28 protein-coding genes are annotated in these 22,042 nt (G+C 29.2%); all 28 read left to right on the forward strand.

The genetic code is table 11. The annotated features are described in order from the left end of the window. Positions 1 to 11: 11 nt before the first annotated feature. Complete coding sequence (locus ACWJKE_RS01525) at positions 12 to 422, forward strand: hypothetical protein (RefSeq protein ID WP_216302494.1); 411 nt, start codon at positions 12 to 14, stop codon at positions 420 to 422. Continuing rightward, the gene (locus ACWJKE_RS01530) at positions 419 to 862 is read left to right on the forward strand and encodes a type II secretion system protein (RefSeq protein WP_216302495.1); all 444 of its coding nucleotides are present in this window, start codon (positions 419 to 421) and stop codon (positions 860 to 862) included. Before ACWJKE_RS01525 ends, ACWJKE_RS01530 begins: the two co-directional genes overlap by 4 nt. Continuing rightward, positions 852 to 1,298: a hypothetical protein gene (locus ACWJKE_RS01535; protein WP_216302496.1), complete on the forward strand. Its 447-nt coding sequence runs from the start codon at positions 852 to 854 to the stop codon at positions 1,296 to 1,298. The genes ACWJKE_RS01530 and ACWJKE_RS01535 overlap by 11 nt, the downstream gene beginning before the upstream one ends. A 27-nt stretch (positions 1,299 to 1,325) precedes the next feature. After that, positions 1,326 to 2,102 (forward strand): hypothetical protein, encoded by a 777-nt coding sequence (locus tag ACWJKE_RS01540; RefSeq protein ID WP_216302497.1) that lies wholly within the window; start codon positions 1,326 to 1,328, stop codon positions 2,100 to 2,102. A gap of 6 nt (positions 2,103 to 2,108) precedes the next feature. Next, positions 2,109 to 2,558 carry a hypothetical protein gene (locus tag ACWJKE_RS01545; RefSeq protein ID WP_216302498.1) on the forward strand — a complete coding sequence of 150 codons (450 nt, stop codon included), beginning with the start codon at positions 2,109 to 2,111 and terminating at the stop codon, positions 2,556 to 2,558. Between the two features lie 2 nt (positions 2,559 to 2,560). Continuing rightward, positions 2,561 to 2,983, forward strand: a complete 423-nt coding sequence (locus ACWJKE_RS01550; RefSeq protein ID WP_216302499.1) for a hypothetical protein — start codon at positions 2,561 to 2,563, stop codon at positions 2,981 to 2,983. A gap of 275 nt (positions 2,984 to 3,258) precedes the next feature. Then, positions 3,259 to 3,816, forward strand: a complete 558-nt coding sequence (gene efp / locus ACWJKE_RS01555; RefSeq protein ID WP_165412085.1) for an elongation factor P — start codon at positions 3,259 to 3,261, stop codon at positions 3,814 to 3,816. 290 nt (positions 3,817 to 4,106) lie between these two features. Next, entirely contained in the window at positions 4,107 to 5,024 is a 918-nt protein-coding gene (gene spoIIIAA / locus ACWJKE_RS01560) for a stage III sporulation protein AA (RefSeq protein WP_216302556.1), read from the forward strand. Between the two features lies 1 nt (position 5,025). Next, positions 5,026 to 5,544 (forward strand): stage III sporulation protein SpoIIIAB, encoded by a 519-nt coding sequence (gene spoIIIAB, locus ACWJKE_RS01565; RefSeq protein WP_216302500.1) that lies wholly within the window; start codon positions 5,026 to 5,028, stop codon positions 5,542 to 5,544. A 15-nt stretch (positions 5,545 to 5,559) separates the two neighbouring features. Beyond that, positions 5,560 to 5,757 (forward strand): stage III sporulation protein AC, encoded by a 198-nt coding sequence (gene spoIIIAC, locus ACWJKE_RS01570; RefSeq protein WP_216302501.1) that lies wholly within the window; start codon positions 5,560 to 5,562, stop codon positions 5,755 to 5,757. 9 nt (positions 5,758 to 5,766) lie between these two features. Continuing rightward, positions 5,767 to 6,150: a stage III sporulation protein AD gene (spoIIIAD, locus tag ACWJKE_RS01575; protein ID WP_216302502.1), complete on the forward strand. Its 384-nt coding sequence runs from the start codon at positions 5,767 to 5,769 to the stop codon at positions 6,148 to 6,150. Between the two features lie 48 nt (positions 6,151 to 6,198). Then, positions 6,199 to 7,344, forward strand: a complete 1,146-nt coding sequence (gene spoIIIAE, locus ACWJKE_RS01580) for a stage III sporulation protein AE (RefSeq protein WP_216302503.1) — start codon at positions 6,199 to 6,201, stop codon at positions 7,342 to 7,344. 59 nt (positions 7,345 to 7,403) lie between these two features. Then, entirely contained in the window at positions 7,404 to 7,997 is a 594-nt protein-coding gene (gene spoIIIAF, locus ACWJKE_RS01585; RefSeq protein WP_462959110.1) for a stage III sporulation protein AF, read from the forward strand. A gap of 53 nt (positions 7,998 to 8,050) precedes the next feature. Then, positions 8,051 to 8,704, forward strand: coding sequence for a stage III sporulation protein AG (spoIIIAG, locus tag ACWJKE_RS01590; protein WP_216302505.1), 654 nt, complete (start codon positions 8,051 to 8,053; stop codon positions 8,702 to 8,704). A 38-nt stretch (positions 8,705 to 8,742) separates the two neighbouring features. After that, entirely contained in the window at positions 8,743 to 9,246 is a 504-nt protein-coding gene (locus ACWJKE_RS01595; RefSeq protein ID WP_216302506.1) for a SpoIIIAH-like family protein, read from the forward strand. A gap of 81 nt (positions 9,247 to 9,327) precedes the next feature. Continuing rightward, positions 9,328 to 9,717: an Asp23/Gls24 family envelope stress response protein gene (locus tag ACWJKE_RS01600; RefSeq protein WP_165412078.1), complete on the forward strand. Its 390-nt coding sequence runs from the start codon at positions 9,328 to 9,330 to the stop codon at positions 9,715 to 9,717. A gap of 98 nt (positions 9,718 to 9,815) precedes the next feature. Further along, positions 9,816 to 10,211: a transcription antitermination factor NusB gene (gene nusB / locus ACWJKE_RS01605; protein ID WP_216302507.1), complete on the forward strand. Its 396-nt coding sequence runs from the start codon at positions 9,816 to 9,818 to the stop codon at positions 10,209 to 10,211. Between the two features lie 146 nt (positions 10,212 to 10,357). Beyond that, entirely contained in the window at positions 10,358 to 11,206 is an 849-nt protein-coding gene (locus tag ACWJKE_RS01610) for a bifunctional 5,10-methylenetetrahydrofolate dehydrogenase/5,10-methenyltetrahydrofolate cyclohydrolase (protein WP_216302508.1), read from the forward strand. Beyond that, positions 11,196 to 12,401: an exodeoxyribonuclease VII large subunit gene (xseA, locus tag ACWJKE_RS01615; protein ID WP_216302509.1), complete on the forward strand. Its 1,206-nt coding sequence runs from the start codon at positions 11,196 to 11,198 to the stop codon at positions 12,399 to 12,401. Before ACWJKE_RS01610 ends, xseA begins: the two co-directional genes overlap by 11 nt. Further along, entirely contained in the window at positions 12,401 to 12,634 is a 234-nt protein-coding gene (locus tag ACWJKE_RS01620) for an exodeoxyribonuclease VII small subunit (protein WP_462959111.1), read from the forward strand. The genes xseA and ACWJKE_RS01620 overlap by 1 nt, the downstream gene beginning before the upstream one ends. Before the next feature lie 44 nt (positions 12,635 to 12,678). Then, positions 12,679 to 13,551, forward strand: coding sequence for a polyprenyl synthetase family protein (locus ACWJKE_RS01625; RefSeq protein WP_216302557.1), 873 nt, complete (start codon positions 12,679 to 12,681; stop codon positions 13,549 to 13,551). Positions 13,552 to 13,708: 157 nt separating this feature from the next. After that, complete coding sequence (gene dxs / locus ACWJKE_RS01630) at positions 13,709 to 15,571, forward strand: 1-deoxy-D-xylulose-5-phosphate synthase (protein WP_216302511.1); 1,863 nt, start codon at positions 13,709 to 13,711, stop codon at positions 15,569 to 15,571. 35 nt (positions 15,572 to 15,606) lie between these two features. Then, positions 15,607 to 16,446 carry a TlyA family RNA methyltransferase gene (locus ACWJKE_RS01635; RefSeq protein WP_216302512.1) on the forward strand — a complete coding sequence of 280 codons (840 nt, stop codon included), beginning with the start codon at positions 15,607 to 15,609 and terminating at the stop codon, positions 16,444 to 16,446. 31 nt (positions 16,447 to 16,477) lie between these two features. After that, positions 16,478 to 17,359: an NAD(+)/NADH kinase gene (locus ACWJKE_RS01640; RefSeq protein ID WP_165412070.1), complete on the forward strand. Its 882-nt coding sequence runs from the start codon at positions 16,478 to 16,480 to the stop codon at positions 17,357 to 17,359. Then, positions 17,328 to 17,780 (forward strand): arginine repressor, encoded by a 453-nt coding sequence (locus ACWJKE_RS01645; RefSeq protein ID WP_165412069.1) that lies wholly within the window; start codon positions 17,328 to 17,330, stop codon positions 17,778 to 17,780. Before ACWJKE_RS01640 ends, ACWJKE_RS01645 begins: the two co-directional genes overlap by 32 nt. 11 nt (positions 17,781 to 17,791) lie before the next feature. Further along, positions 17,792 to 19,480: a DNA repair protein RecN gene (gene recN, locus ACWJKE_RS01650; RefSeq protein ID WP_220285922.1), complete on the forward strand. Its 1,689-nt coding sequence runs from the start codon at positions 17,792 to 17,794 to the stop codon at positions 19,478 to 19,480. Positions 19,481 to 19,772: 292 nt separating this feature from the next. Continuing rightward, positions 19,773 to 21,002, forward strand: a complete 1,230-nt coding sequence (gene spoIVB, locus ACWJKE_RS01655) for a SpoIVB peptidase (RefSeq protein WP_462952904.1) — start codon at positions 19,773 to 19,775, stop codon at positions 21,000 to 21,002. Between the two features lie 205 nt (positions 21,003 to 21,207). Next, positions 21,208 to 22,023 (forward strand): sporulation transcription factor Spo0A, encoded by an 816-nt coding sequence (gene spo0A, locus ACWJKE_RS01660; protein ID WP_165412066.1) that lies wholly within the window; start codon positions 21,208 to 21,210, stop codon positions 22,021 to 22,023. Positions 22,024 to 22,042: the final 19 nt, after the last annotated feature.

Raw genomic sequence — 22,042 nt, forward strand, 5'->3', positions numbered from 1 at the left:
GATTTACATTAGTGGAGGTATTGTGTAGCCTCGCAGTATTCTCCATCATTTTCATTTGCATGATGTCCTATGAAATAGCTTCTTTAAATATAAAAAAGGATATTAAAACTATGAATAATAATGTGCTTCTAATGGAAAGTTTAAAAAACAATATTATATACTCTATGACATATGAAGAATTAGAACAGTTAAAAACAGATAAAAAATTTTTTGTAAACAAAGAAAATCTAAGTTTTGATAAGAGTGAAACTGATGTGAGGAATGTGTTTTCAAATCAGCGGCCTGTTTCGAGTCCGTATATGGAATTAACATTTTCAGGTCCAGATAAGAAGGTTTATAAGCTAAATCTTTCATTATACTCTGGAAAGCTAAACAATGTTTCAGAATTACAGTGCAGTTTCTATAAAGGTGACCATAAATGAAGAAAAAGGGATTTACACTTATAGAAATAGTAGTTGTTATGGCATTGGCATTTCTAATGATAGGGGTGGTAGGTAGTTTGCTTATATCTTATGTGAAAAGCTATAAAAGCAGTATATTACAAAACAGGGGGTTTAATTACTTGAATGATGCCATATGTATAATAGAAAAAGGAGTGAATCAGAATGCCAGAGAAGTAGAAACATCTGGAAATATTATTACGATAAATTATTACAAAGGAAGTAGTCCCAAATATATAAAACTGCTTAATGAGAAACTTGTTGTTTCTTCTAACAAAACGAGTAATTTGGGCAATAATACAATTATTGATGATGTGAAAGAATTTGTGGCTATAAAATCCGGGGAAATTCTTTATATTAAAGTGGTTTGGTACAACGGGCAAAGTATTGAGAGGTGTTTAGCGATAGAAAATGCAAACTAAAAAGGGGTTTATATTGATTTATACGATTTTGTTAGGGATTATCTGCTTAACTATCATGATGTATATATTTGATATTCAAATGTCAGAAGTGGAGTATTCTGCAAGTAATAAAAAACATATATTAAAAGAGGATAATTATCAAAGAGACAAAGAATATTTAATGACTTTATTTTTTACTTATATTAATGAAAATAAGGAGAAAATGAAAACAGATGGAACAACTAAGGTTTTTAATGATTCTACAGGCGACATACCAGAGTATAAAATAATAGAGTATGATACAGCTAAGGCGATTTACTCTAAAAAAACAAATGAATTAATTATTAAAACAGTTGACCAATATAGAACAACTAGAAATGATTATTTTAAATTAGAAATTATTGATGAAAAATTTCAGATTATATTTATAGAAACTGAATATATTTATAAAATCTGATTATTTTGTAAATAAAGGAGGTAAAAAATGAAATTTAGAAAAAATATGATTTTAGAAGTTTCAAAGCAAAGAGTATCAGGCATAGAATTTTCTAAAAGATCTATATTAAATAAAGCTGTAAAGATTGCTTGTGAAAATACATATTATAAGGATACGCTAAATATAAAAGATTTCAAAATTGATATAAAAGATAAAAATTTATATGTTCTTGTTGAAGGAGAGACAGTATATATTAAGCTGGTAAAATTGCCTTTAGTTAAAAAATATCTAATTAATGATATGATTAAAAATGAATTAAGATATTATTATAAGGACATAGATCATATTGCATATACCTATAAGTTGATTAAACAAGACAAATTCAATATGGAAATATTAGTTTTTTGCCTAAATGGAAATAGACTAGATATTTTAGAAGACAGCATTAATAATAATATTAATCTGAAAAAAGTAAACTTAATTCAGTTTTGCTTTAAAAACTATTATTCTAACCAAATGAATATGGAAAACTATGTTCTAGTTTTCTATTATAATTCCAATTTGTATTTTTTAATATGTCATAATGATGAAATCGTGGTTAATAATATTATAGGGGTTAAGGACTTACTATTATTTAAATTTTCAAATATAATGAACAAATTTTTAGAAAAGTACAATGACTATGCAAAACTATGTGAGAAGATATATTATGCAAATATTGAGGAATTGAATATTGATGAATTTAAATATTTAGGATTAAATCATCAAATATTAGGTGAGTTAAATCGAGAAGAATTGCTGAAATATATAGTAATAAGAGGGTAGAAATGTATGGTAAAAAGAACATTCATTCCAAATTGGTACATAGATAAAAAAGATAAAATAAGGAATAAAAAAATAAAAGTATGTATTATAGTAACTTTAATAGCAAACATTTTTTTATTATTTCTTATACTAAATATTTCCAATAAAATAAAAATTATAGAGCAAGAGCAAGTTAAAGAAAATAAAAATAATATTAGTGTGGTAGAAGCTGCTGAGACTGATATAATTACTAGAGAAAAATATAAAGAGCTCAGTGATTTTTTTGGGGAAAACAAGTTTAGTTACAAAAATATTATTATAACTAAAGCTGGTTTGGAAATAGACATTGAAGTTAAGAGTTATGAGGAATATGTTAATGTGATAAGATATATAGAAAATAAGTATTCAATAAAAAATTTAACTCCAAATAATAAAGAGGAAGGGACTTTTAACTTCAAAGTTATATTAGAGGTATAAAAATGTGTAAAACTAGAAAATTCAAGGGAACATTAGCTATATTATTAATGTTAATGGCAATGTTATCTTTTAAACTTATGTTTGTGAAGGATAAATTTATTGCATATAAAAAACAGGTCGTATTTAATGTTACAAAAAACGCAAATATTACAAAGGACGAAAATGATAATAATGAAGAGAAATATGGATACAGTGATATTTTGGAATGTCTAATAGAAAACAAAGATTTTGAAATGAAATCTATTAATATGATGGAAAATGAGAAATGTAATGTTGAAGTGAATTACAACGGAGATATAAAATTATTGAGAAGTTCTTTATCTGCTTTAAATGAAAGTGAAAATTTTTTAGGGGTTAAGAGTATTAGTATTAATAAAGATACTAATACTACAAATATAAGTATCGACTTTAAAAAGAATAAGTAAGTTATAAACATATCTAATTTTTTTATAAAAAGAATTGGATATGTTTGTTTTTATGAAGCTATATGGACTTAAAATGGTGTTTTTATAAAAAAGATGCAACATTTTCAAATAATATATAATTATATTTGCAAATGTCATTAAGTTTTGATAAAATAACATTGTTCCACTGTAATGTTTTTATCTAGAGTGGTTATAGAAATTGGTATTAATTTATCGAGTAAGGTTATAATATAAATGGTTAATTGAATTACTAATGAATTTTGGAGGGATACACAATGATATCAGCGGGAGACATAAGAAAAGGAACTACATTTGATGAAGGTGGACAAGTTTACACCGTAATAGATTTTTTACATGTAAAACCAGGTAAGGGAGCTGCATTTGTTAGAACTAAATTAAGAAACGTTATTAATCAAGGGGTTACAGAAAAAACATTTAACCCAACTACAAAATTACAAGAAGCAGTTATAGAAAGAAAAGAAATGCAATATTTATATGCATCAGAAGGATTATACTACTTTATGGATCAAGAAACATTTGAACAAATACCACTTAATTATGAAAAAGTAGAAGATGCCATAAAATACTTAAAAGAAAATATGTTTGCTATAATAAAATTTTATAAAGATGATGCTTTTTCAGTAGAAGCTCCAAACTTTGTAGAACTAGTTATAACTAGTACTGAACCTGGGGTTAGAGGTAACACATCTTCAAGTGTAACAAAACCCGCTACTGTGGAAACAGGAGCAATAATTCAAGTTCCAATGTTCGTTAATGAAGGTGAAACTATTAGAATAGACACTAGAAATGGCGACTACATGCTAAGAGTTTAAATTATATATTTAAAAAGAACCAATTTGGTTCTTTTTTTTTGTTCTTTTTTTGAGAGGGAAGACATATATTTTTTTCAGATGATTAAATTAATTTAAATCACATTAAATCATCTCCTGGGTGATGCACAGCTTTGCAAAAGATGAATTGATGAACCTCAGAAGGTGATTTATACTCAAACTTATAGAAGTGGGAGACTTTCCTTCTGGAATGTCATTAAAAAAATTCGATTATATGGAATATTTTACGAGGTGGTAAAATACAAATTATATATGAGAGGGTGAGAAAAATGTTGGCTACAAAAGATTTATTTGAAATATTACCTAAGACTATTAGAAGTAAATTGGAACAGATTGATAATTTGCAGCAACTTGAAGAAATTAGAATAAAAGTAAACAAGCCTCTGTTTATTCACATTGGCAGTAAAGAAGAAATCTGGAATTATATCGCAACTCCAGAAGATATAAAATACATAATGCAGAGGATAAGCAATTACTCAATATATGCTTTTGAAGATGAGATTAGACAAGGATATATAACTATAAAAGGTGGACATAGAGTTGGACTATGTGGGATTTGTGTTATTGAAAACAATAGCATTAAAACTATTAAAGACATTTCATCTATAAACATAAGAGCATGTAAAGAAATTATCGGTTGTGCTGATAAAGTGATGCCTTATATTACTTATAATAATTCAGTGCACAATACAATTATTATATCTCCTCCTAAATGTGGTAAAACAACCCTACTTAGAGATATTTCGAGGCAAATATCAAAGGGGGATAAAAACAAAAACTTTAACGGTAAAAATGTTTCTATAATTGATGAACGATCAGAAATAGCTGGTTCGTTTAAAGGAATACCGCAAATGGACGTGGGAGTGCGTTCGGATGTGTTAGATAATTGTCCAAAGAGCCAAGGAATTATGATGGCAATTAGAAGCATGTCACCTGATGTTATAGTTTGTGATGAAATTGGCACCCAAAATGATATGGAGAGCATTTTAATGGCATTAAATTCTGGAATTAGTTTAATTACAACTATTCATGGTTTTGGAATTGAGGATTTGTATAAAAGATTAGTGTTTAAAGAGATTGTGGAAAATTACGTATTTTCAAGAGCTATAGTTCTTAGTAATAAAAAAGGAATTGGAACAATAGAGTGTATTTATGATTTTACTAAAGGTAAAGATATATGGAGGTCATAATATGATTAAAATAATTGGATGTGCTGTAATATTATGTGCTTCAACTATGGCAGGATTTATATACAGTGAAAGATTAAAGTATAGAGTTTTTCAGTTAAATGAAGTTCAAAGGGCAGTTTATCAACTTCAAAATGAAATAACTTATGTACATGCTCTTTTGCCGGATGCTTTTAAAAATATAGCACATAAAAGTAAAGAGCCTATAAGGGAACTTTTTAATAAAACCAGTGAATTACTATCTGACAATGAATATGAGAATGTATATGAGGCCACGAATAGTGCAGTAAACTTAATGAAAAACAGATTATATTTAAACTCTGATGACATAAATGTTATTTTAGATTTAACAAAAACCTTAGGGGAATCTGATATTGAAGGGCAAAATAATATTTTTTCTTTGACTATAGCAAATTTAAAAAAACAAATTAAAATATCAGAAGAGTTTATGAACAAAAATATAAAAATGTACAGATATTTAGGATTTTCTTTTGGAGCGATGCTGGTAATAGTACTAATATAGGGAGGAGGTTTTTAAGTGTTAGATGTTAGTTTGCTGTTCAAAATAGGGGCAACAGGTATTCTGATCATTATTATTGATAAGGTTTTAAAAAGTGGCGGCAAGGAGGACATTGCTGTAGTTGCAAATTTAGCAGGAGTAATACTACTTCTTATAATGGTGATAAATTTAGTAAACAAGCTATTTGATTCTGTAAAAACTTTGTTTCAGTTTTAGGAGGATATAATGGAAATAATTAAAATTGTTGCATTTGCTTTCACAGCATTATTTATCGTACTTATATTTAAAGGTAGAAGGGATGATTTAGCTATTCAAGTTAGCATTGCAGCCGGAATATTAATTTTTTTATTTATGATAAACAAACTTACAATAATAATGGGTTTTTTGCAAACATTAGCAAATAAGGCCAATATTGATGTTGTGTATTTAAACACAGTTTTTAAAATACTTGGCATTGCCTATTTAGCTACCTTCTGTAGTGAAATTTGCAGGGATGCTGGTGAGAATAGCATTGCAACTAAAGTGGAATTTTCTGGAAAAATACTAATTTTAGTTTTGGCAATTCCTATTTTGATGGCAGTAATGCAATCTATTTTGAAAATAATGTAGAGGTATAGTATGAAAAAAATATTACTAATTTTAATACAGAGGTATAATATGAAAAAAATAATAATAATTTTACTATTTTTAATATGTTTGCCTATTAGTGTACAAGCCACACAACCAGGTAAACTAGGAGAAAAAGAAGAAAAAGAAATAAGCAATTTATATGATTATATTACTAACATAAAAACAAAATATGAAATATTTAATGATATGGACCCACGAACTTTTGTAGAACAATTTATAAAAACTGGTGAAAATGGTTTTAGTTTTAAAGAAACCTCTAATTACGTTATTAGATTCACATTTAAAGAAGTAGTTGCATCAATGGAGTTAATAGGTAGTCTTATGATTATTGCGGTTATTTGCGCGTTACTTAATAATCTTCAAAGTGCCTTTAATAAAGAGGGTTTATCTAACATCGCTTATTTTGCGTGTTACGGTGTAATGATCGTGATGATAACTAAAAGCTTTTATATAGTAGCAGAACTTGCTAAAAGTACTATTCTTAATATGACAGATTTTATGGCGGCACTTATGCCAGTACTAATGATGCTCCTAGCTAGTGTGGGAGGATTTGCAGAAGCGACCTTACTAGACCCTATAATAATGGGTTTTGCTACTCTAAGTTCTAGAATTTATGTAGATATGATCATTCCTATAATATTTATGAGCTTCGTACTTCAATTTGTTAAGAATATATCCAGTGATTATAAGATAAATAATTTAACAAAGCTTTTTAAGCAAATTGCTATTTGGTCACAAGGAATAGTGATGACAGTATTTATTGCGGTAATTACTTTAAGAAGCATAGCAGCAAAAACAATAGATCAAGTTACTATAAAAACAGCAAAGTTTGCAGTAGATAATTTTATACCTGTAGTTGGAAAATGTTTATCTGATGCGATTTCAACAGTAGCCGGATACTCACTTCTTTTAAAAAATGCTATAAGTGGGTTAGGATTAGTTATTATTATAGTAATTGTTTTATTCCCTATTATAAAACTGTTAATTATGGCTTTTTTATATAAAGTAGCAGCTGCATTAATTGAACCAATAAGTGACAGCCGTACAGTAGATTGTATGAATTCAGTAGGTGATTCTATTCTTCTTTTAATGTCCTGTGTAATATCAGTAAGTGTAATGTTTTTCATAATGGTTGCAATAGTAGCTTCAACTGGCAAAGGCATAATAAGCTAATAATCTAGAAAGTGGTTACTATCCTATATAAATTTATTCATAAAGGAGGTGGTGATAATTTGATAGAAGGATTAAAAGTCTGGGTAACAAACATTACCATTGCTATATTTTTTATTACTGCAGTGGAGATGATTTTGCCAGACAATAGCATGAGAAAATATGCTAAATTTGTATTAGGACTGATGTTAATTGTGGTAATTATAAATCCCATAATGAAGATTTTTGATAAGGACTTTGATTTTAATTCTTATTCAAATAAAGCAACAACTTACATGGAGGGTAGTAATACCGAAAAAGATATTAAAAAGTATAAAGATATTAACATACTTAATACAACGGAAAATTTTAAAAAGAATTTAGAGAATGAATGCATTATAAACTTAGAAGAGGAATATCCAGAGAATAAGTATAATGCTGATATAGAGATTGTTTACGATAGTAAAAATCTAATATTTAAGATTAATACGGTTGAAATTGGAATTGTGGAAAAAGGGGTTAAAAAGATAGAAAACATAGAAATTAATACAAAAAGTGTAAATGCATCTAAAAAAAATATTACGCAAGGCGAACAAGGAAACAAAATAAAGAGGCTCCTAAGTAGTAAATTCAAGATATCTGGTGATGCTATTACTGTTTATAAATTAAATTCATAAAACCTATAATTGTTAATCAGTATATAAAAACAAGAAAGGAGGGGGGGGATTCTATGAACAATGATAATTTGCTTAGTAAATTTACTGAGTATATTAAAACAGAATTATTAAATAGTGGTCAAGGCAACAATAAAAACAATAAAATCAAAAAATCTGACAAGTTATTGGGAAACTTGGTATTAGTGATTTTAGTGGCAGTTGTAATAATTTTAGCAAGTAGTTTTTTTAAATCTCCAAAGCAAACTTCAGCTGTCGCAGGCGATGCACAAAATGATAAAATTGTTAAGGAAAATAAAGCACTACAATTAAATGATTATGAAGCACAATTAGAAAGCAAACTTAAATCAACACTTGAAGGGATTCAAGGAGTTGGAAAGGTGCAGCTTATGATCTATTTTGAGAGTGGAGAGGAGAGTGTTCCAGCGGTAAATGTTAATGATTCTAAAAGTCTTACACAAGAAAATGATACAACAGGCGGAAAAAGAAACATCACTCAAGAAAATAACGGAAGTGCTGTTGTTATGTCCAATAATGGAAATGAAAATGCACCATTAATTGTGAAAAAAATTAAGCCTATTATTACTGGTGTATGCGTAGTGGCAGAAGGATCTAATGAAAAAGTCACTGAACTTAGAATTAGGCAGGCGGTAATTGATTTATTTAATTTACCTAAAAACAAAGTTAATGTATATCCTATGAATAAGTAGCATATAATTTCAAAGAAAGGTAGATGGGGGGGAATATTATGAATAAAAAACAGTCTGGTATAATTGTTGCGTTGGTAGTACTTATTGTGTTTGCAGGGTATCTTGCGGCAAAGGTGAATGGACCATTATATGTAAATGATGGTGATTTTAGCAGTGAGAAGAGCGCAATATCTCTAAAGGAAAGTAAAAGTAATTCATCCTATTTTGAAGAAGCAAAATTATCAAGAGATCAAGAAAGTGTAAGCACTCTTCAATCGATTAAAGCTTTAATTGATGATACTAATACTCCAAAAGCACAAAAGGCAACTGCGTCTGAGCAATATCTAAACATATCAATGGCTTCACAGAATGAATCAGACATAGAACTTGCACTAAAAGCTCTAGGGTTTGAAGAAGCAATGTGCAGTATAGTAGATGATAAGGTACAAATATTAGTTAAAAGTGATAAAAAACAACTTTCAGAGGAAGAACTTCGTAGCATTAATGATGTTGTAATGAACAAAACAAAATTAGAAAAAATTGAAGTTAAAATCAAGCAATAGTAATTGTAAATGCTATATTTATCTGATATAATAAATATAGCATTGTCATGTTTTACCTAAGCTAAATAAGGGGGTACTAATATGGAAGATAAAATTTTAAATGAAACAGAAATGGGCACTGTTAAGATATCCGAGGATGTGGTTAGTGTAATAGCAGGACTCGCTGTTGCTGAAATACAGGGAATCGTTGGTATGAGTGCTAGTCTCGTTGGTGGAATAACTCAAATATTAAGCGGAAAGAAGAATTTATCTAAGGGCGTTAAAGTCAATGTAGGAGAAAGTAGTGCAGTAATTGATTTACACGTTGTAGTTGAATATGGTATTAAAATTCCGGAAGTAACTGAAAAAGCACAAATAAATGTGAAAAAATCTGTAGAGCTTATGACAGGCCTTACAGTAACAGCCGTAAATGTGTATGTACAAAATGTTGTATTATCTAAAACAGAAAAGCTAGAGGAAATAGAAGCATAGTAATAAACACCCTCTGTAATCAGAGGGTGTTTATTACTATGCTTGTTATTTTTATATTAAAAGTATAATTTAGGATGAGAAAATTAGGAGGATTACTAATGAATAGAAGAAAGTCAAGAGAAATAGCAATGAAATTACTTTTTGAAATGTCAATAAATAAAGAAAACTATGAGGATATAATTGAAAATTTTAAAGAGAACACAGATGTTGATTTAAATGAAATTGATATGTCGTATATTACCAAGATGCTAGCCGGGATTCATGAAAATAGCAAGGAGATTGATGAAAATATTGAAAAGCACTTAATTAAGTGGAAGTTGGCTAGATTATCAAAAATGAATCTAGCTATCTTAAGAGTAGGTGCATATGAAATATTATTCGAGGAAGAAATACCAGGTAAGGTTTCTGTAAATGAGGCAATAGAACTTGCTAAGAAATATGGGGAAGATAGTTCCCCAGCTTTTATAAATGGTATCTTAGCGAAGATGATTTAAAAAAGGCAAGATAATTAAATAACAATAAAATAACTAGGGCATCTTTGACTAGTTATTTTTTTTAATAAAAGAGGAATTTTGAAAGCGTGTTAGAACTGTATTATAATAACTAGTATTTAAAAAACACATAACAAGGAGAGGATAATATGGGAATTAAAGTTAATGGCAAGGTGATAGTTGAAAAGTACAGAGATGAAATTAAATCAGTTATAAAAGGCGGTATTAGTAAGGGACTTAGGGTGCCATCAATTAAAACCATATTAGTAGGTGACGATGGAGGTAGCACGTCATATGTAAAAAGTCAGAATAACCTCTGCAATAAATTAGGTATATCTTATACTTGTATTCACTTGGATAAAGACGTTGATCAAAAAGATATTGTAGATATTATAGAAAAATTGAATGAAGATAATACTGTGGATGGTGTAATCATTCAATTGCCTTTACCGAAAAAGTTTAATGAGAAGGAAATCACTTCTAAAATTTCATATAAAAAGGATATTGATGGATTAAGTGATGTAAATATGGGCAGATTTTATAAGGGAGAGAAAAGTTTTATTCCTTGCACTGCTTTAGGAGTCATTGAAATGATTAAAAGTACTGGATGCGTTATTAAAGGGAAACATGCTGTTGTTATTGGTAGAAGTAATATTGTTGGAAAACCAGGAGCACAATTGCTACTTAATGAAGATGCAACAGTAACAATATGTCATTCTAAAACAACAAACTTAAAGGAAGTTTGCAAAACAGCAGATATAATAGTTGCCGCAATAGGTAAACCAGGTTTTGTAACAAGTGATTTTATTAAAGAAGGAGCAGTTGTTATAGATGTTGGGACAACAATGGTGAATAATAAAGTAACTGGGGATGTATCTTTTGATGATGTTATTAATCATGCAAGTTATGTTACACCAGTACCAGGTGGAACGGGACTAATGACTACGACAATGCTTATAAAAAATGCTTGCATGGCATGGAGGGATAATGTTTATTAAAGTATTAACAGTAACTGATCTTAATGGATATATTAAGAAAATAATAGACAGTGACTTTATATTAAAAAACTCAAATGTTAAAGGCGAACTATCTAATGTAAAATTGCATTCTAGCGGGCACATATATTTTTCATTAAAAGATGCATTTGGAAAGATAAATTGTGTAATGTTTAAATCGCAGGCTTTTAAACTTAAAATTGCACCTAGAGATGGCATGAATGTTATCATCAGTGGTAGGGTTTCTGTTTATGAAAAAGAGGGGTCTTATCAGCTTTATTGTGACTCCATGGAGCAGGATGGAGAAGGCCAGTTATATTTGACTTTTCAAAATCTAAAAGAGAAATTAGAGAAAAAAGGATTATTTGATAAAGAACACAAGAAAAGTATACCTTCATTTCCTACTAGAATAGGAATAATTACATCCCCAACAGGAGCTGCAGTTAAAGATATTATTAATGTTGCAACAAGACGTAACTTAAAGGTTAACATGCTTATATACCCAACAATTGTTCAAGGTGTAAATGCTAGCGAGAGTGTTGCGCAAGGTGTAAAATATTTTAATGAACTAAAAAATGTTGATTTAATCATTATTGCAAGAGGAGGAGGCTCAATTGAGGAGTTATGGGCATTCAATGAAGAAAATTTAGCAGTCACTATCTATAATTCTAAAATACCTATAATTACTGGAATTGGTCACGAAACGGATTTTACTATAGCAGATTTCGTAAGCGACCTTAGGGCGCCGACTCCATCGTCCGCAGCAGAAATTGCTGTGAGAAATTTAAAAGAGTTAAATAATGAAATTAAATCACTTAGAGAACTCTTACTAAAATCTGTGGAATTTAAGGTTAACAAAGAATATAATAAAGTTAATTTATTAAATAAAACTTTGAAAATAAATAGTCCTTTAAATTTTATAGTTAATCAATATATCCATATAGATAATTTAAAAGAAAATCTAAGTTACAGGTTTAATGCGAAAATTTCACTAGAAAAGCAGAAACTTTCCAAGTGCAATGCTCTTTTGCATGCTCATAACCCCTTAAATGTATTGAATAAGGGATATGCGATACTTCAAAACAATGAAAATGAAGTTATTAGTGAAATTAGTGATTTGAAAAATATAAAAGAGGTGAAAATTACATTAAAGGACGGTAGTGGTAGATTTAATGTAAGAAATTTGGAGGAGTTCTAATGGCAAAGAAAAAAGAATCTTACGAAAATATGATGGTTCGTCTTGAAGATATTGTAGACCTGATGAAGGGGAATGAAGTTACGTTAGAACAAACTATGATTAATTATGAAGAAGGTATAAAAATCTGCAACAGTTTATACAAAATTTTAAATGATACAGAAGGTAAAATAAAGATATTAACAGCTGAAGGTGAAAGGGATTTTATGACTCTTGCGGAGGTCGTTAAAGATTAGATTACACTATATTATTTTTACAACCTATCATGAAAAGAAGGGATATAATGAATATAAAATTGCTAAAAGATGTAGTAGAACACTGGATAAATGATTATTTTGATAATAAACCAGAAATTGACAATAGAAATTTCGAATCGATGATTTATAGTATAAAAGTCGGTGGGAAAAGAGTCAGACCGATTTTAATGATTCTTACATACAATATGTACAAGGAAGATTATAGAGATATTTTACCTTTTGCAGCGGCCCTTGAAATGATTCATACATATTCCCTTATTCATGACGATCTGCCCAGTATGGATAACGATGATTTGCGCAGAGGGAAGCCTACAAATCACAAAATTTATGGAGAGGCAATTGCAATACTCGCAGGAGATGGATTATTAAATGAAGCTATGATTATAATGCTAAATCAATGTTTAGATGGAAGTTTAAATAAAATTAAGGCAAGTGCCTTCATAGCAAAAGCTTCTGGAGCTCAGGGGATGATAGCTGGACAAATCTGTGATATTTTAAGTGAAGGCATCGCAATATCAGAGGAAGAACTTCTGTATATGCATAGAAATAAAACTGGAGAACTAATTAAAGTAGCAATAATATGTGGTGCTATCTTAGGCAATGCCAGTGAAGAAGAGTTAAGTGAATTAAAAGAGTATGGTGACAAATTAGGTTTGGCATTTCAAATTAAGGATGATATATTAGATGTAATTGGAGATGTTAGTGTTTTAGGTAAAAATGTAAAAAGCGACGAGTGTAATAATAAAACTACTTTTATAACCATGTATGGTTTGGAAAAATGTAAGGAAAAGTGTAATGATTTAAGCGAAGAGTGTTTTGAGATATTAAAAAATCTTAAGGTGAATACAAAGTATTTAGAAGAAATGACGGAATTTTTATTAAAAAGGGAATATTGAAAATTTACTAATATTCTTTGATTAATGAACTACACCTTAAATGTCATTAAATTGTATTTTAAGTCGAAACAGCTTTTGAATTAAATATTATTATATGATATAATATCTCCATAAATGTGGGTATGATAATATAATTAATAAAAGAGGATAGATGTATATGAGTAAAATTTTAGATGATTTTAATGACATAAATTCAGTGAAAAAAATGTCTATACAAGAGTTGAATGTTTTTGCAGGAGAAATTAGAAGTTTTCTAATTGAAAAAGTATCTAAAACTGGAGGACATTTAGCTTCTAATTTAGGTGTAGTAGAATTAACATTAAGTTTATACAATGTTTTTAATTTGGATAAAGACAAATTAATATGGGATGTGGGTCACCAATCTTATGTACATAAAATTCTTACAGGAAGAAAAGATAAATTTGATGCACTTAGAAATTTCGGTGGATTAAGTGGTTTTCCTAAAAAAGAAGAAAGCAAATATGATATATTTGAATCAGGACATAGTAGTACTTCTATTTCTGCAGGGCTGGGCATTGCAAGGGCTAGAGATTTACAAAAGGAAGATTATAACGTTATTTCGGTAATAGGTGATGGTGCACTTACAGGAGGTATGTCTTTTGAGGCATTAAATGATATAGGCTTTAGGAAAACTAAAATGATTATTGTGCTTAATGATAATCAAATGTCTATTTCTAAAAATGTTGGAGGCATGTCTAAGTACCTAAGCCAATTTAGAATTGACCCAACTTATAATAGAATAAAAAAAGAAATAAATTCTACGCTTAGAAAAATTCCTAGCGTAGGAGACGGTATGGTTAGTTCAATTCAAAAGATTAAAAATGGAATTAAGCAGGTTATTGTGCCAGGGATGCTCTTTGAGCATATGGGTATTAAATATTTAGGACCTATAGATGGACATGATATTAAAGAGGTAAGCAAGGTATTGAAGCTAGCTAAAGAAATAGACGGACCAGTGATTATTCATGTTATAACTAAAAAGGGCAAGGGTTATAAATTTGCTGAAAACCAGCCACGTAAATACCATAGCGTAGGTCCATTTAACCCCTTAATTGGAGAGCTATGTGGTAGTTCTAAGAAAAGTTACTCTGATGGATTTGGGGAGCAGATTGTAAGCCTTGCAAAGGAGAACAAAAATATAGTGGCAATAACAGCTGCCATGCCTGAGGGTACTGGCCTAGAAATGTTTTCAAAACAGTTTCCTAATAGATTTTTTGATGTAGGAATTGCGGAGCAACATGCAGTTACTATGGCAGCAGGAATGGCATCGCAAGGTTTAAAACCTATTTTTGCGGTTTACTCAACTTTTCTTCAGAGAGCTTATGACCAAATTGTACATGATGTATGCATTCAAAAGTTACCTGTTATTTTTGCTATAGATAGAGCGGGCATTGTTGGAGCCGATGGAGAAACACATCAAGGAGTATTTGATTTATCATATTTATCTCATATTCCCAATATGACAATTATGGCTCCAAAATGTATAAGTGAATTGAAGTCAATGTTAACTTTTGCAGTTAAACAAGATTACCCAATTGCTATAAGATACCCAAGGGGTGGGGATAATTGCAATGTTAAAATGTCTCCTATTGAAAACTTTAAGAGGGGGAAATGGGAAACCCTTTTAGGCGGAGGAAAAATAGCCTTTATAGCTACAGGTAAAATGGTTCAAAATGCTATATTGGTTAGAGAAAAATTAAACAATATGGGAATAGAAGCTACTGTAATTAATGCGTGTTTTATTAAACCTATTGATAAAGAACTACTTTTAGAGCTAGTGAATAAAAAATATTCTTTAGTAACTATAGAGGATAATCTTGTGCATGGGGGATTAGGTTCTTTAGTACTAGAATATGTGAATTCACTTACGACAAAAACAAGGGTCATTAATTTAGGATTTAAAGATGAGTTTATTCCTCACGGAACAGTTGACATACTGTATAAATTACATAAACTAGATGTAGATGGAATTTTTGAAAGTATTTTAGGGTTAGTTTAAATAATGCACTTTAGTGGAGTCTTAAGGAGTTTTTTATGTTAGAAGATAAACAAAGATTAGATGTTCTTGTAGTTAAAAGGGGAGTTCTATTTTCAAGAGAAAGAGCAAAGGAAAATATAATTTCCGGAAATATATTTGTGGATGGTATTATGACTACTAAATGTGGGAAAAAAGTAGATATATCATCTAGTATTGAATTCATAGGAGAAGATATTCCTTATGTAAGCAGGGGTGGATTAAAGCTTCAAAAGGCTATAAATTCTTTCGATATTGAACTTAAAGATAAAGTTTGCCTAGATATAGGCGCATCTACAGGCGGGTTTACAGATTGCATGCTTCAACATGGAGCATGCAAGGTATACGCTATAGATGTTGGAACAAATCAGTTAGGTGATAAATTGAGAGGCGACGTGCGAGTAGTATCCATGGAAAATACAAACATAAGATATTTAAATGTAGATAGTATAGGAGAACTTGCCGATTTTGCAAGTATTGATGTATCATTTATATCCCTGGAAAAAGTTATTCCCAATTTACTTAACCTATTAAAAAATGATGGTAGCGTTGTAGCACTATTAAAGCCACAATTTGAAGTAGGGGTAGGCATCGTAAATAAAAAAGGTGTGGTTAAAAAACCTAGTGAACATGTAAAGGTAATAGTTAGAGTTTTAAACTTTCTGAGATGTCTAGATGTAAAGGTTATTAATGTTAATTACTCATCGATAAAAGGACCTAATGGGAATATTGAATATTTAATTTATTTTACAAAATCTAAAGAGAACTATGTGAATTATATTGAAGATAATATAACTCACATAGTTAGTGAAGCTCATAAAGATTTAAATAGGGTAAGCGAGGATAAAAATAATAGTTGATATATGATATAGAAGGCGGCAAGGAGGGAATATGAAAAAAATTGGCATTAATATAAATACAACTAAGGATGAAGATGGGAAAATAAGTAAGTATGTAAAAAATATTATTAGTAAGTATATAGATGATACTAACATATTTGTATTTAAAGATTCCATTGGCCTTGAAAATATAAAATATAACGATTTAGATATTATTATTGCTTTAGGTGGAGATGGAACTATTTTAAGAACATCGCGAAATTTAAACAACTCTAATATCCCAATTTTAGGTGTGAATATAGGCAATCTGGGATTTCTTTCTAGTGTGGAGTTACTAGAGTTTGAAAATGCTATGAAAAGATTTAGTGAAGATGATTATTATGTAGAAGACAGAATGATGCTTAATTGCACTTTGCCATATCGAGATAAAACTGAAGAATATACTGCTTTAAATGATATAATTGTATCAAAGGGAACACTAGCGAGAGTTGTTAAATATGAATTACACATAGATAATAAGTTTTACATTGAGTTTACAGGGGATGGGCTTATAATATCTACGCCAACAGGGTCTACAGCATATTCATTATCTGCAGGAGGGCCTATAATTTATCCTAACTTAGATGTTATAGCTGTAACTCCTATTTGCCCATTATCTTTATATATGAGAACTATAGTGCTGGACTGTAAAAGTGAAATATCTATAAATATAAAAAGTGAACATGAAAGCATATTTTTGACATTAGATGGACAACGGGCAATAAAGCTAAATAACTATGAAAAAATATTAGTAAGTGTTTCAAATAAGAAGTGTAGATTGGTTAAATTTAATGATTATAATTATTTTGAAATTTTGAGAAAAAAAATAATTTCTAGAACAATGGATTGTGAGGGAGAAAAAAATGAAGATTTCACGTCATGCAAAAGTAATTGAGATTATCCAAGCTAATGAGATTGAAACTCAGGAGCAGTTAGCAGAAGAACTAAAAAACAATGGATTTGATATTACTCAAGCAACTGTATCGAGAGACATAAAGGAATTGAAATTAATTAAGGTTATGAATGCACATGGAAGTCACAAGTATGCAACTAGTTCTCCAGCAGATACCTTTTTATCAAATAAATTGGTTAATATTTTTTCTCAAACAGTTCTTTATGTTGACCATGTAGATAATTTTATAGTATTAAAAACGATTTCTGGAGCTGGAGCTGCTGCTGCTGAAGCTTTAGATTCTTTAAAGTTCAATGGTATTGTAGGTACTATAGCTGGAGATAATACTATATTTATTTTAGTTAGAAAAGAAGAAGAGACAAAAGAGATAATCCAAAAAATTAAAAAAATGATTAGTGAATAGGAGGAGGTAGTATGCTCCTACAATTAAATATTATGAATTTTGCCTTAATTGAAAAGTTAAGTATTAATTTTGAAAAAGGATTTAATGTCCTTTCTGGTGAAACAGGAGCGGGAAAATCAATTTTAATTGATGCTATAAATTATGTATTAGGGGGTAAATTCAATAAGAACTTAATCAGGACAGGTGAAAACAAAACTTATGTTGAGGCAATATTTAGCATTGATACTAAAAATAACAAAAATGCTTTAGATGAGATGGATATTGATTATGAGGACATGGTATTTATAAGTCGCGAAACTTTTCAATCTGGGAAAAGTATTGCAAAAGTTAATGGTAAATCATTGCTACTCTCAAAGGTTAAGTATATTAGTAAAAATTTATTGGATATTCATGGTCAACATGATAATCATAATTTATTAGATAAAGTCAATCATATATTTTATGTGGATTCCTTTGGAACTGATAAAATTCATAAGGTTCTTGTGGGATATAATGAGAAATATGTAAGGATGACTACAATCAAAAATAGAATTAATAAACTTGAAGGAAATGAAGGACAGCGAGAAAAAAGAATCGATTTCTTGAATTACCAGTTAGAAGAAATTAAAAGCGCCAATCTCAAAATTGGTGAAGACCAGGATCTTTTAGAAAAATATGCAATCATTAGCAATGCAGAAAATTTGGAAAAACATTTATCAAAAAGTTATGCATTATTAGATACCAGTGATGAGGAAAATACTTCGGTTTTTTATAATTTAGCTATGGCTATTAGGGAATTAAGAAGTATAGAAAAGCACATGGAAAAAATAAAATTAATTGCAGACTCTATAGAAGAAAGCTATTTTAATATAGAGGAAAATATTACGGATTTAAGAAACTTAAAAGAGACAATTTATTATGATGAAAAAGAATTAGAGTATATGAATAGTCGAATAAGCCTGATTAACACTTGTAAGAAGAAGTATGCACCTACCATTGAGGAAATTTATGAATATAAAGAAAAAATCCAAATTGAATATGAAGAATTAATTAATAGTAGTGATATAATCATTGTTCTTAAAAAAGAAAAAATAGCTCTTGAGCGTGAAATGAAAATTATAGCAGATCAGATTCATGAAATTAGATCTGATACAGCAAAAAAACTCCAAGGTAAAATAAAAGATGAATTAAATTATATTGGCCTTGAAAAAAGTGAGTTCTACATAGAAGTAAAACTCGTAAATGAATTTTATGAAAATGGCTGTGATAAAGTTCAATTTTGTATATCTACTAATCCTGGAGAACCACTAAATCCATTAGAAAATATTGTATCTGGTGGGGAATTATCACGTATAATGCTTGCACTCAAAACTGTATTCGTTAATAAGGATGAAATACCTACTGTTATATTTGATGAAATAGACACTGGTATTAGTGGTAGAATCGCGCAATGTGTTGCAGAAAAGATGTATTCAATATCATTAAACCATCAAATCCTTTGTGTAACACATTTGCCCCAAATAGCTAGTATGGCAGATACAAATTATTTAATATCTAAAAATGTTTTAAAAAATAAAACTTATACCAATGTTATAAAAATGAATGATGAAGAAAAGCAACAAGAAATAGCTAGAATGATTGGTGGTACACAGGTTACTAAATTAACCTTGGAAAATTCTAAAGAAATGATAAATATGGCAAAGAAACAAAAAAAATATTAATTTTGTTTTTTAGGTTAGCATAGTTATAAAAATAGGTTAATAGGGAAAAGTAAAGTCATAATTTTATGGCTTTATTTTTTTCGTTTTTTTTAACCTAAAGTATAAAGCCTCTAAGTTTGTATAATTAATAAAAATGTAAAAATAATTGCAATAGAGGGTAATTTTTTTAATTTAGTATAAATTAGTTTTGAATCTATGTCTTTGACTATTTTTGAATTAATGTTATAGCATAATATGGAGAATTCGAGGGTAACTTAAAGTTATAAATATAAGAGAAAAGGAGGTAAAGCTTATGAAGAAAAGGTTAAATATAATATGTTGGATTATAACACCTTTAGTAGTAATAATTGCTTTAAGTGCGTATCTTAAAGTCCAAAATAAAATTGTTGCAGCATATGATAGACCAATGGAAACATTATATTCTAACAAACTTGTAAAAGTAAAAAACGATAAAGACATTATTCTTAATAAACCAGATATAAATAATAAAAAGAAAAATGAGAAAAAAGTTAATTTAGAAAATAGCTTAGAAGTTGAATCAACATTTATAAAAGACAAATCAGATTTAATGGTTTATCCAGGAGGACAACCAATTGGTGTTAAATTGAATACTAAAGGTGTTTTAGTAGTAGCTTTATCTGATATTCAAGGTATAAATGGTAAAACACCAAGTCCTGCCGCAAATGCAGGTGTACAAATAGGTGATAGTATAATAAGTATAAATAATGTTGAAATAAATCATGCAGAAGATGTAATAAGATTTATAAATAAAGAAAAAAATACAGAACTCACTCTTAAATTACAACGTAAAAATGATTTAACATTTTTTCAAGTTAAAATTAAACCAACTATTGATTCAGAAGATGGAAAACAAAAAATTGGTTTATGGGTACGCGACTCAACTGCTGGTGTAGGAACATTAACGTTATATGATGATAAAACTAAAAAATTTGCTGCGTTAGGTCATCCTATTACAGATGCTGATGCCGGAACAATATTGAATGTTAATAATGGTGTAATTATATCATCTAATATTGTATCAGTAAAAAAAGGAACAAGAGGAACTCCAGGAGAGTTAAGAGGACTTTTCATAGATGAAAGCAAAATAAAAGGTCAAATAACCAAAAATACTGAATGTGGTATATTTGGAGAAGGAACTAAAAGTCTTATAAATAATAAATTTAGTAAACCTATGAAAATAGGACTAAGAAATGAAATTAAAGAAGGAAAAGCTCAAATTTTAACCACTATAAATGGTAGTGAACCACAATTGTTTCAAATAGAAATTCAGAAACTATTACCTCAAAATAAATCCGGATCGAAAAGTATGGTCATTAAAATTACAGATCCTAGGCTTCTAGAAAAAACTGGCGGCATAGTGCAAGGTATGAGTGGTAGTCCAATAATTCAGAATGATAAGATTATTGGTGCGGTAACCCATGTTTTAATTAATAAACCTGATTTAGGATATGGAATATATATAGAATGGATGTTGAAAGATGCAGGTATTTTATCAAATTAACTAGCATTATTTAAAAAAAGGGGTTAAAATAGATATTAAGCAATAAAGGATAGCGGATGCTATCCTTTATTTTATAAAAAATGATAAATAATGATAAATAATTATTTATTTGTAAATTTTCTTAATATAAGAAGGAATTGTAATTCTTTTGTCGAATTAATATTTGTTAAGATATGGGAATTTATTTATAAAGGGGAGTTATAATATGGAAGAAGCTAGAATTAGTGTGCTTATTGCAGATGATAATAAAGAATTTTGCAATATTTTAAATGATTATTTATTAAGCCAAAGAGATATTATGGTTACAGGTATTGCAAAAGATGGAATAGAAGCTCTTAAGTTAATAAAAGAGAGAAAGCCTGACTTGGTAGTATTAGACATAATAATGCCACATTTAGATGGTCTTGGGGTACTAGAAAGATTGGGTAGTATGGACCTTGAACCAATACCAAAAATAATAGTATTATCTGCAGTTGGGCAAGATAAGATTACACAAAGAGCTATTGCATTGGGAGCAGATTATTATGTAGTAAAACCATTTGATATGGAAGTTTTTACAAAGAGAATAAGACAAATGTTTAATAATACAATTTCAAGTGATAACAGCAAAAAATCAATATCTTTTATTGATACATCTGAAACTAGAAAAAGTAATCATAACGAACCAATGGATTTAGAAGCTGAAATTACAAATATAATTCATGAAATTGGTGTTCCAGCTCATATTAAGGGATACATGTATCTAAGAGAAGCAATCACTATGGTAGTTAATGATATTGAACTTCTATCCGCAGTGACGAAGGAATTATACCCATCTATTGCTAAAAAATTCAACACAACTGCTAGTAGGGTAGAAAGAGCAATAAGGCATGCTATAGAAGTAGCATGGGGACGTGGTCAAGTTGAAACAATAAATAAAATATTTGGTTATACCATACATAATGCTAAAGGTAAACCAACCAATAGTGAATTTATAGCTATGGTAGCCGATAAGTTAAGATTACAAAACAGGGTTTCTTAGCCTTATATAACGACGGTTT

Source organism: Clostridium sp. CM036 (assembly GCF_055081135.1).

What these genes read in the sequence shown, in the direction of transcription:
- ACWJKE_RS01530 (WP_216302495.1), top strand. Translation starts at nt 419, where the DNA reads ATGAAGAAAAAGGGATTTACACTTATAGAAATAGTAGTTGTTATGGCA.
- ACWJKE_RS01535 (WP_216302496.1), top strand. Translation starts at nt 852, where the DNA reads ATGCAAACTAAAAAGGGGTTTATATTGATTTATACGATTTTGTTAGGG.
- ACWJKE_RS01540 (WP_216302497.1), top strand. Translation starts at nt 1,326, where the DNA reads ATGAAATTTAGAAAAAATATGATTTTAGAAGTTTCAAAGCAAAGAGTA.
- ACWJKE_RS01545 (WP_216302498.1), top strand. Translation starts at nt 2,109, where the DNA reads ATGGTAAAAAGAACATTCATTCCAAATTGGTACATAGATAAAAAAGAT.
- ACWJKE_RS01550 (WP_216302499.1), top strand. Translation starts at nt 2,561, where the DNA reads ATGTGTAAAACTAGAAAATTCAAGGGAACATTAGCTATATTATTAATG.
- efp (WP_165412085.1), top strand. Translation starts at nt 3,259, where the DNA reads ATGATATCAGCGGGAGACATAAGAAAAGGAACTACATTTGATGAAGGT.
- spoIIIAB (WP_216302500.1), top strand. Translation starts at nt 5,026, where the DNA reads ATGATTAAAATAATTGGATGTGCTGTAATATTATGTGCTTCAACTATG.
- spoIIIAD (WP_216302502.1), top strand. Translation starts at nt 5,767, where the DNA reads ATGGAAATAATTAAAATTGTTGCATTTGCTTTCACAGCATTATTTATC.
- spoIIIAE (WP_216302503.1), top strand. Translation starts at nt 6,199, where the DNA reads ATGAAAAAAATAATAATAATTTTACTATTTTTAATATGTTTGCCTATT.
- spoIIIAG (WP_216302505.1), top strand. Translation starts at nt 8,051, where the DNA reads ATGAACAATGATAATTTGCTTAGTAAATTTACTGAGTATATTAAAACA.
- ACWJKE_RS01595 (WP_216302506.1), top strand. Translation starts at nt 8,743, where the DNA reads ATGAATAAAAAACAGTCTGGTATAATTGTTGCGTTGGTAGTACTTATT.
- ACWJKE_RS01600 (WP_165412078.1), top strand. Translation starts at nt 9,328, where the DNA reads ATGGAAGATAAAATTTTAAATGAAACAGAAATGGGCACTGTTAAGATA.
- nusB (WP_216302507.1), top strand. Translation starts at nt 9,816, where the DNA reads ATGAATAGAAGAAAGTCAAGAGAAATAGCAATGAAATTACTTTTTGAA.
- ACWJKE_RS01610 (WP_216302508.1), top strand. Translation starts at nt 10,358, where the DNA reads ATGGGAATTAAAGTTAATGGCAAGGTGATAGTTGAAAAGTACAGAGAT.
- xseA (WP_216302509.1), top strand. Translation starts at nt 11,196, where the DNA reads ATGTTTATTAAAGTATTAACAGTAACTGATCTTAATGGATATATTAAG.
- ACWJKE_RS01620 (WP_462959111.1), top strand. Translation starts at nt 12,401, where the DNA reads ATGGCAAAGAAAAAAGAATCTTACGAAAATATGATGGTTCGTCTTGAA.
- dxs (WP_216302511.1), top strand. Translation starts at nt 13,709, where the DNA reads ATGAGTAAAATTTTAGATGATTTTAATGACATAAATTCAGTGAAAAAA.
- ACWJKE_RS01635 (WP_216302512.1), top strand. Translation starts at nt 15,607, where the DNA reads ATGTTAGAAGATAAACAAAGATTAGATGTTCTTGTAGTTAAAAGGGGA.
- ACWJKE_RS01640 (WP_165412070.1), top strand. Translation starts at nt 16,478, where the DNA reads ATGAAAAAAATTGGCATTAATATAAATACAACTAAGGATGAAGATGGG.
- ACWJKE_RS01645 (WP_165412069.1), top strand. Translation starts at nt 17,328, where the DNA reads ATGAAGATTTCACGTCATGCAAAAGTAATTGAGATTATCCAAGCTAAT.
- recN (WP_220285922.1), top strand. Translation starts at nt 17,792, where the DNA reads ATGCTCCTACAATTAAATATTATGAATTTTGCCTTAATTGAAAAGTTA.
- spoIVB (WP_462952904.1), top strand. Translation starts at nt 19,773, where the DNA reads ATGAAGAAAAGGTTAAATATAATATGTTGGATTATAACACCTTTAGTA.
- spo0A (WP_165412066.1), top strand. Translation starts at nt 21,208, where the DNA reads ATGGAAGAAGCTAGAATTAGTGTGCTTATTGCAGATGATAATAAAGAA.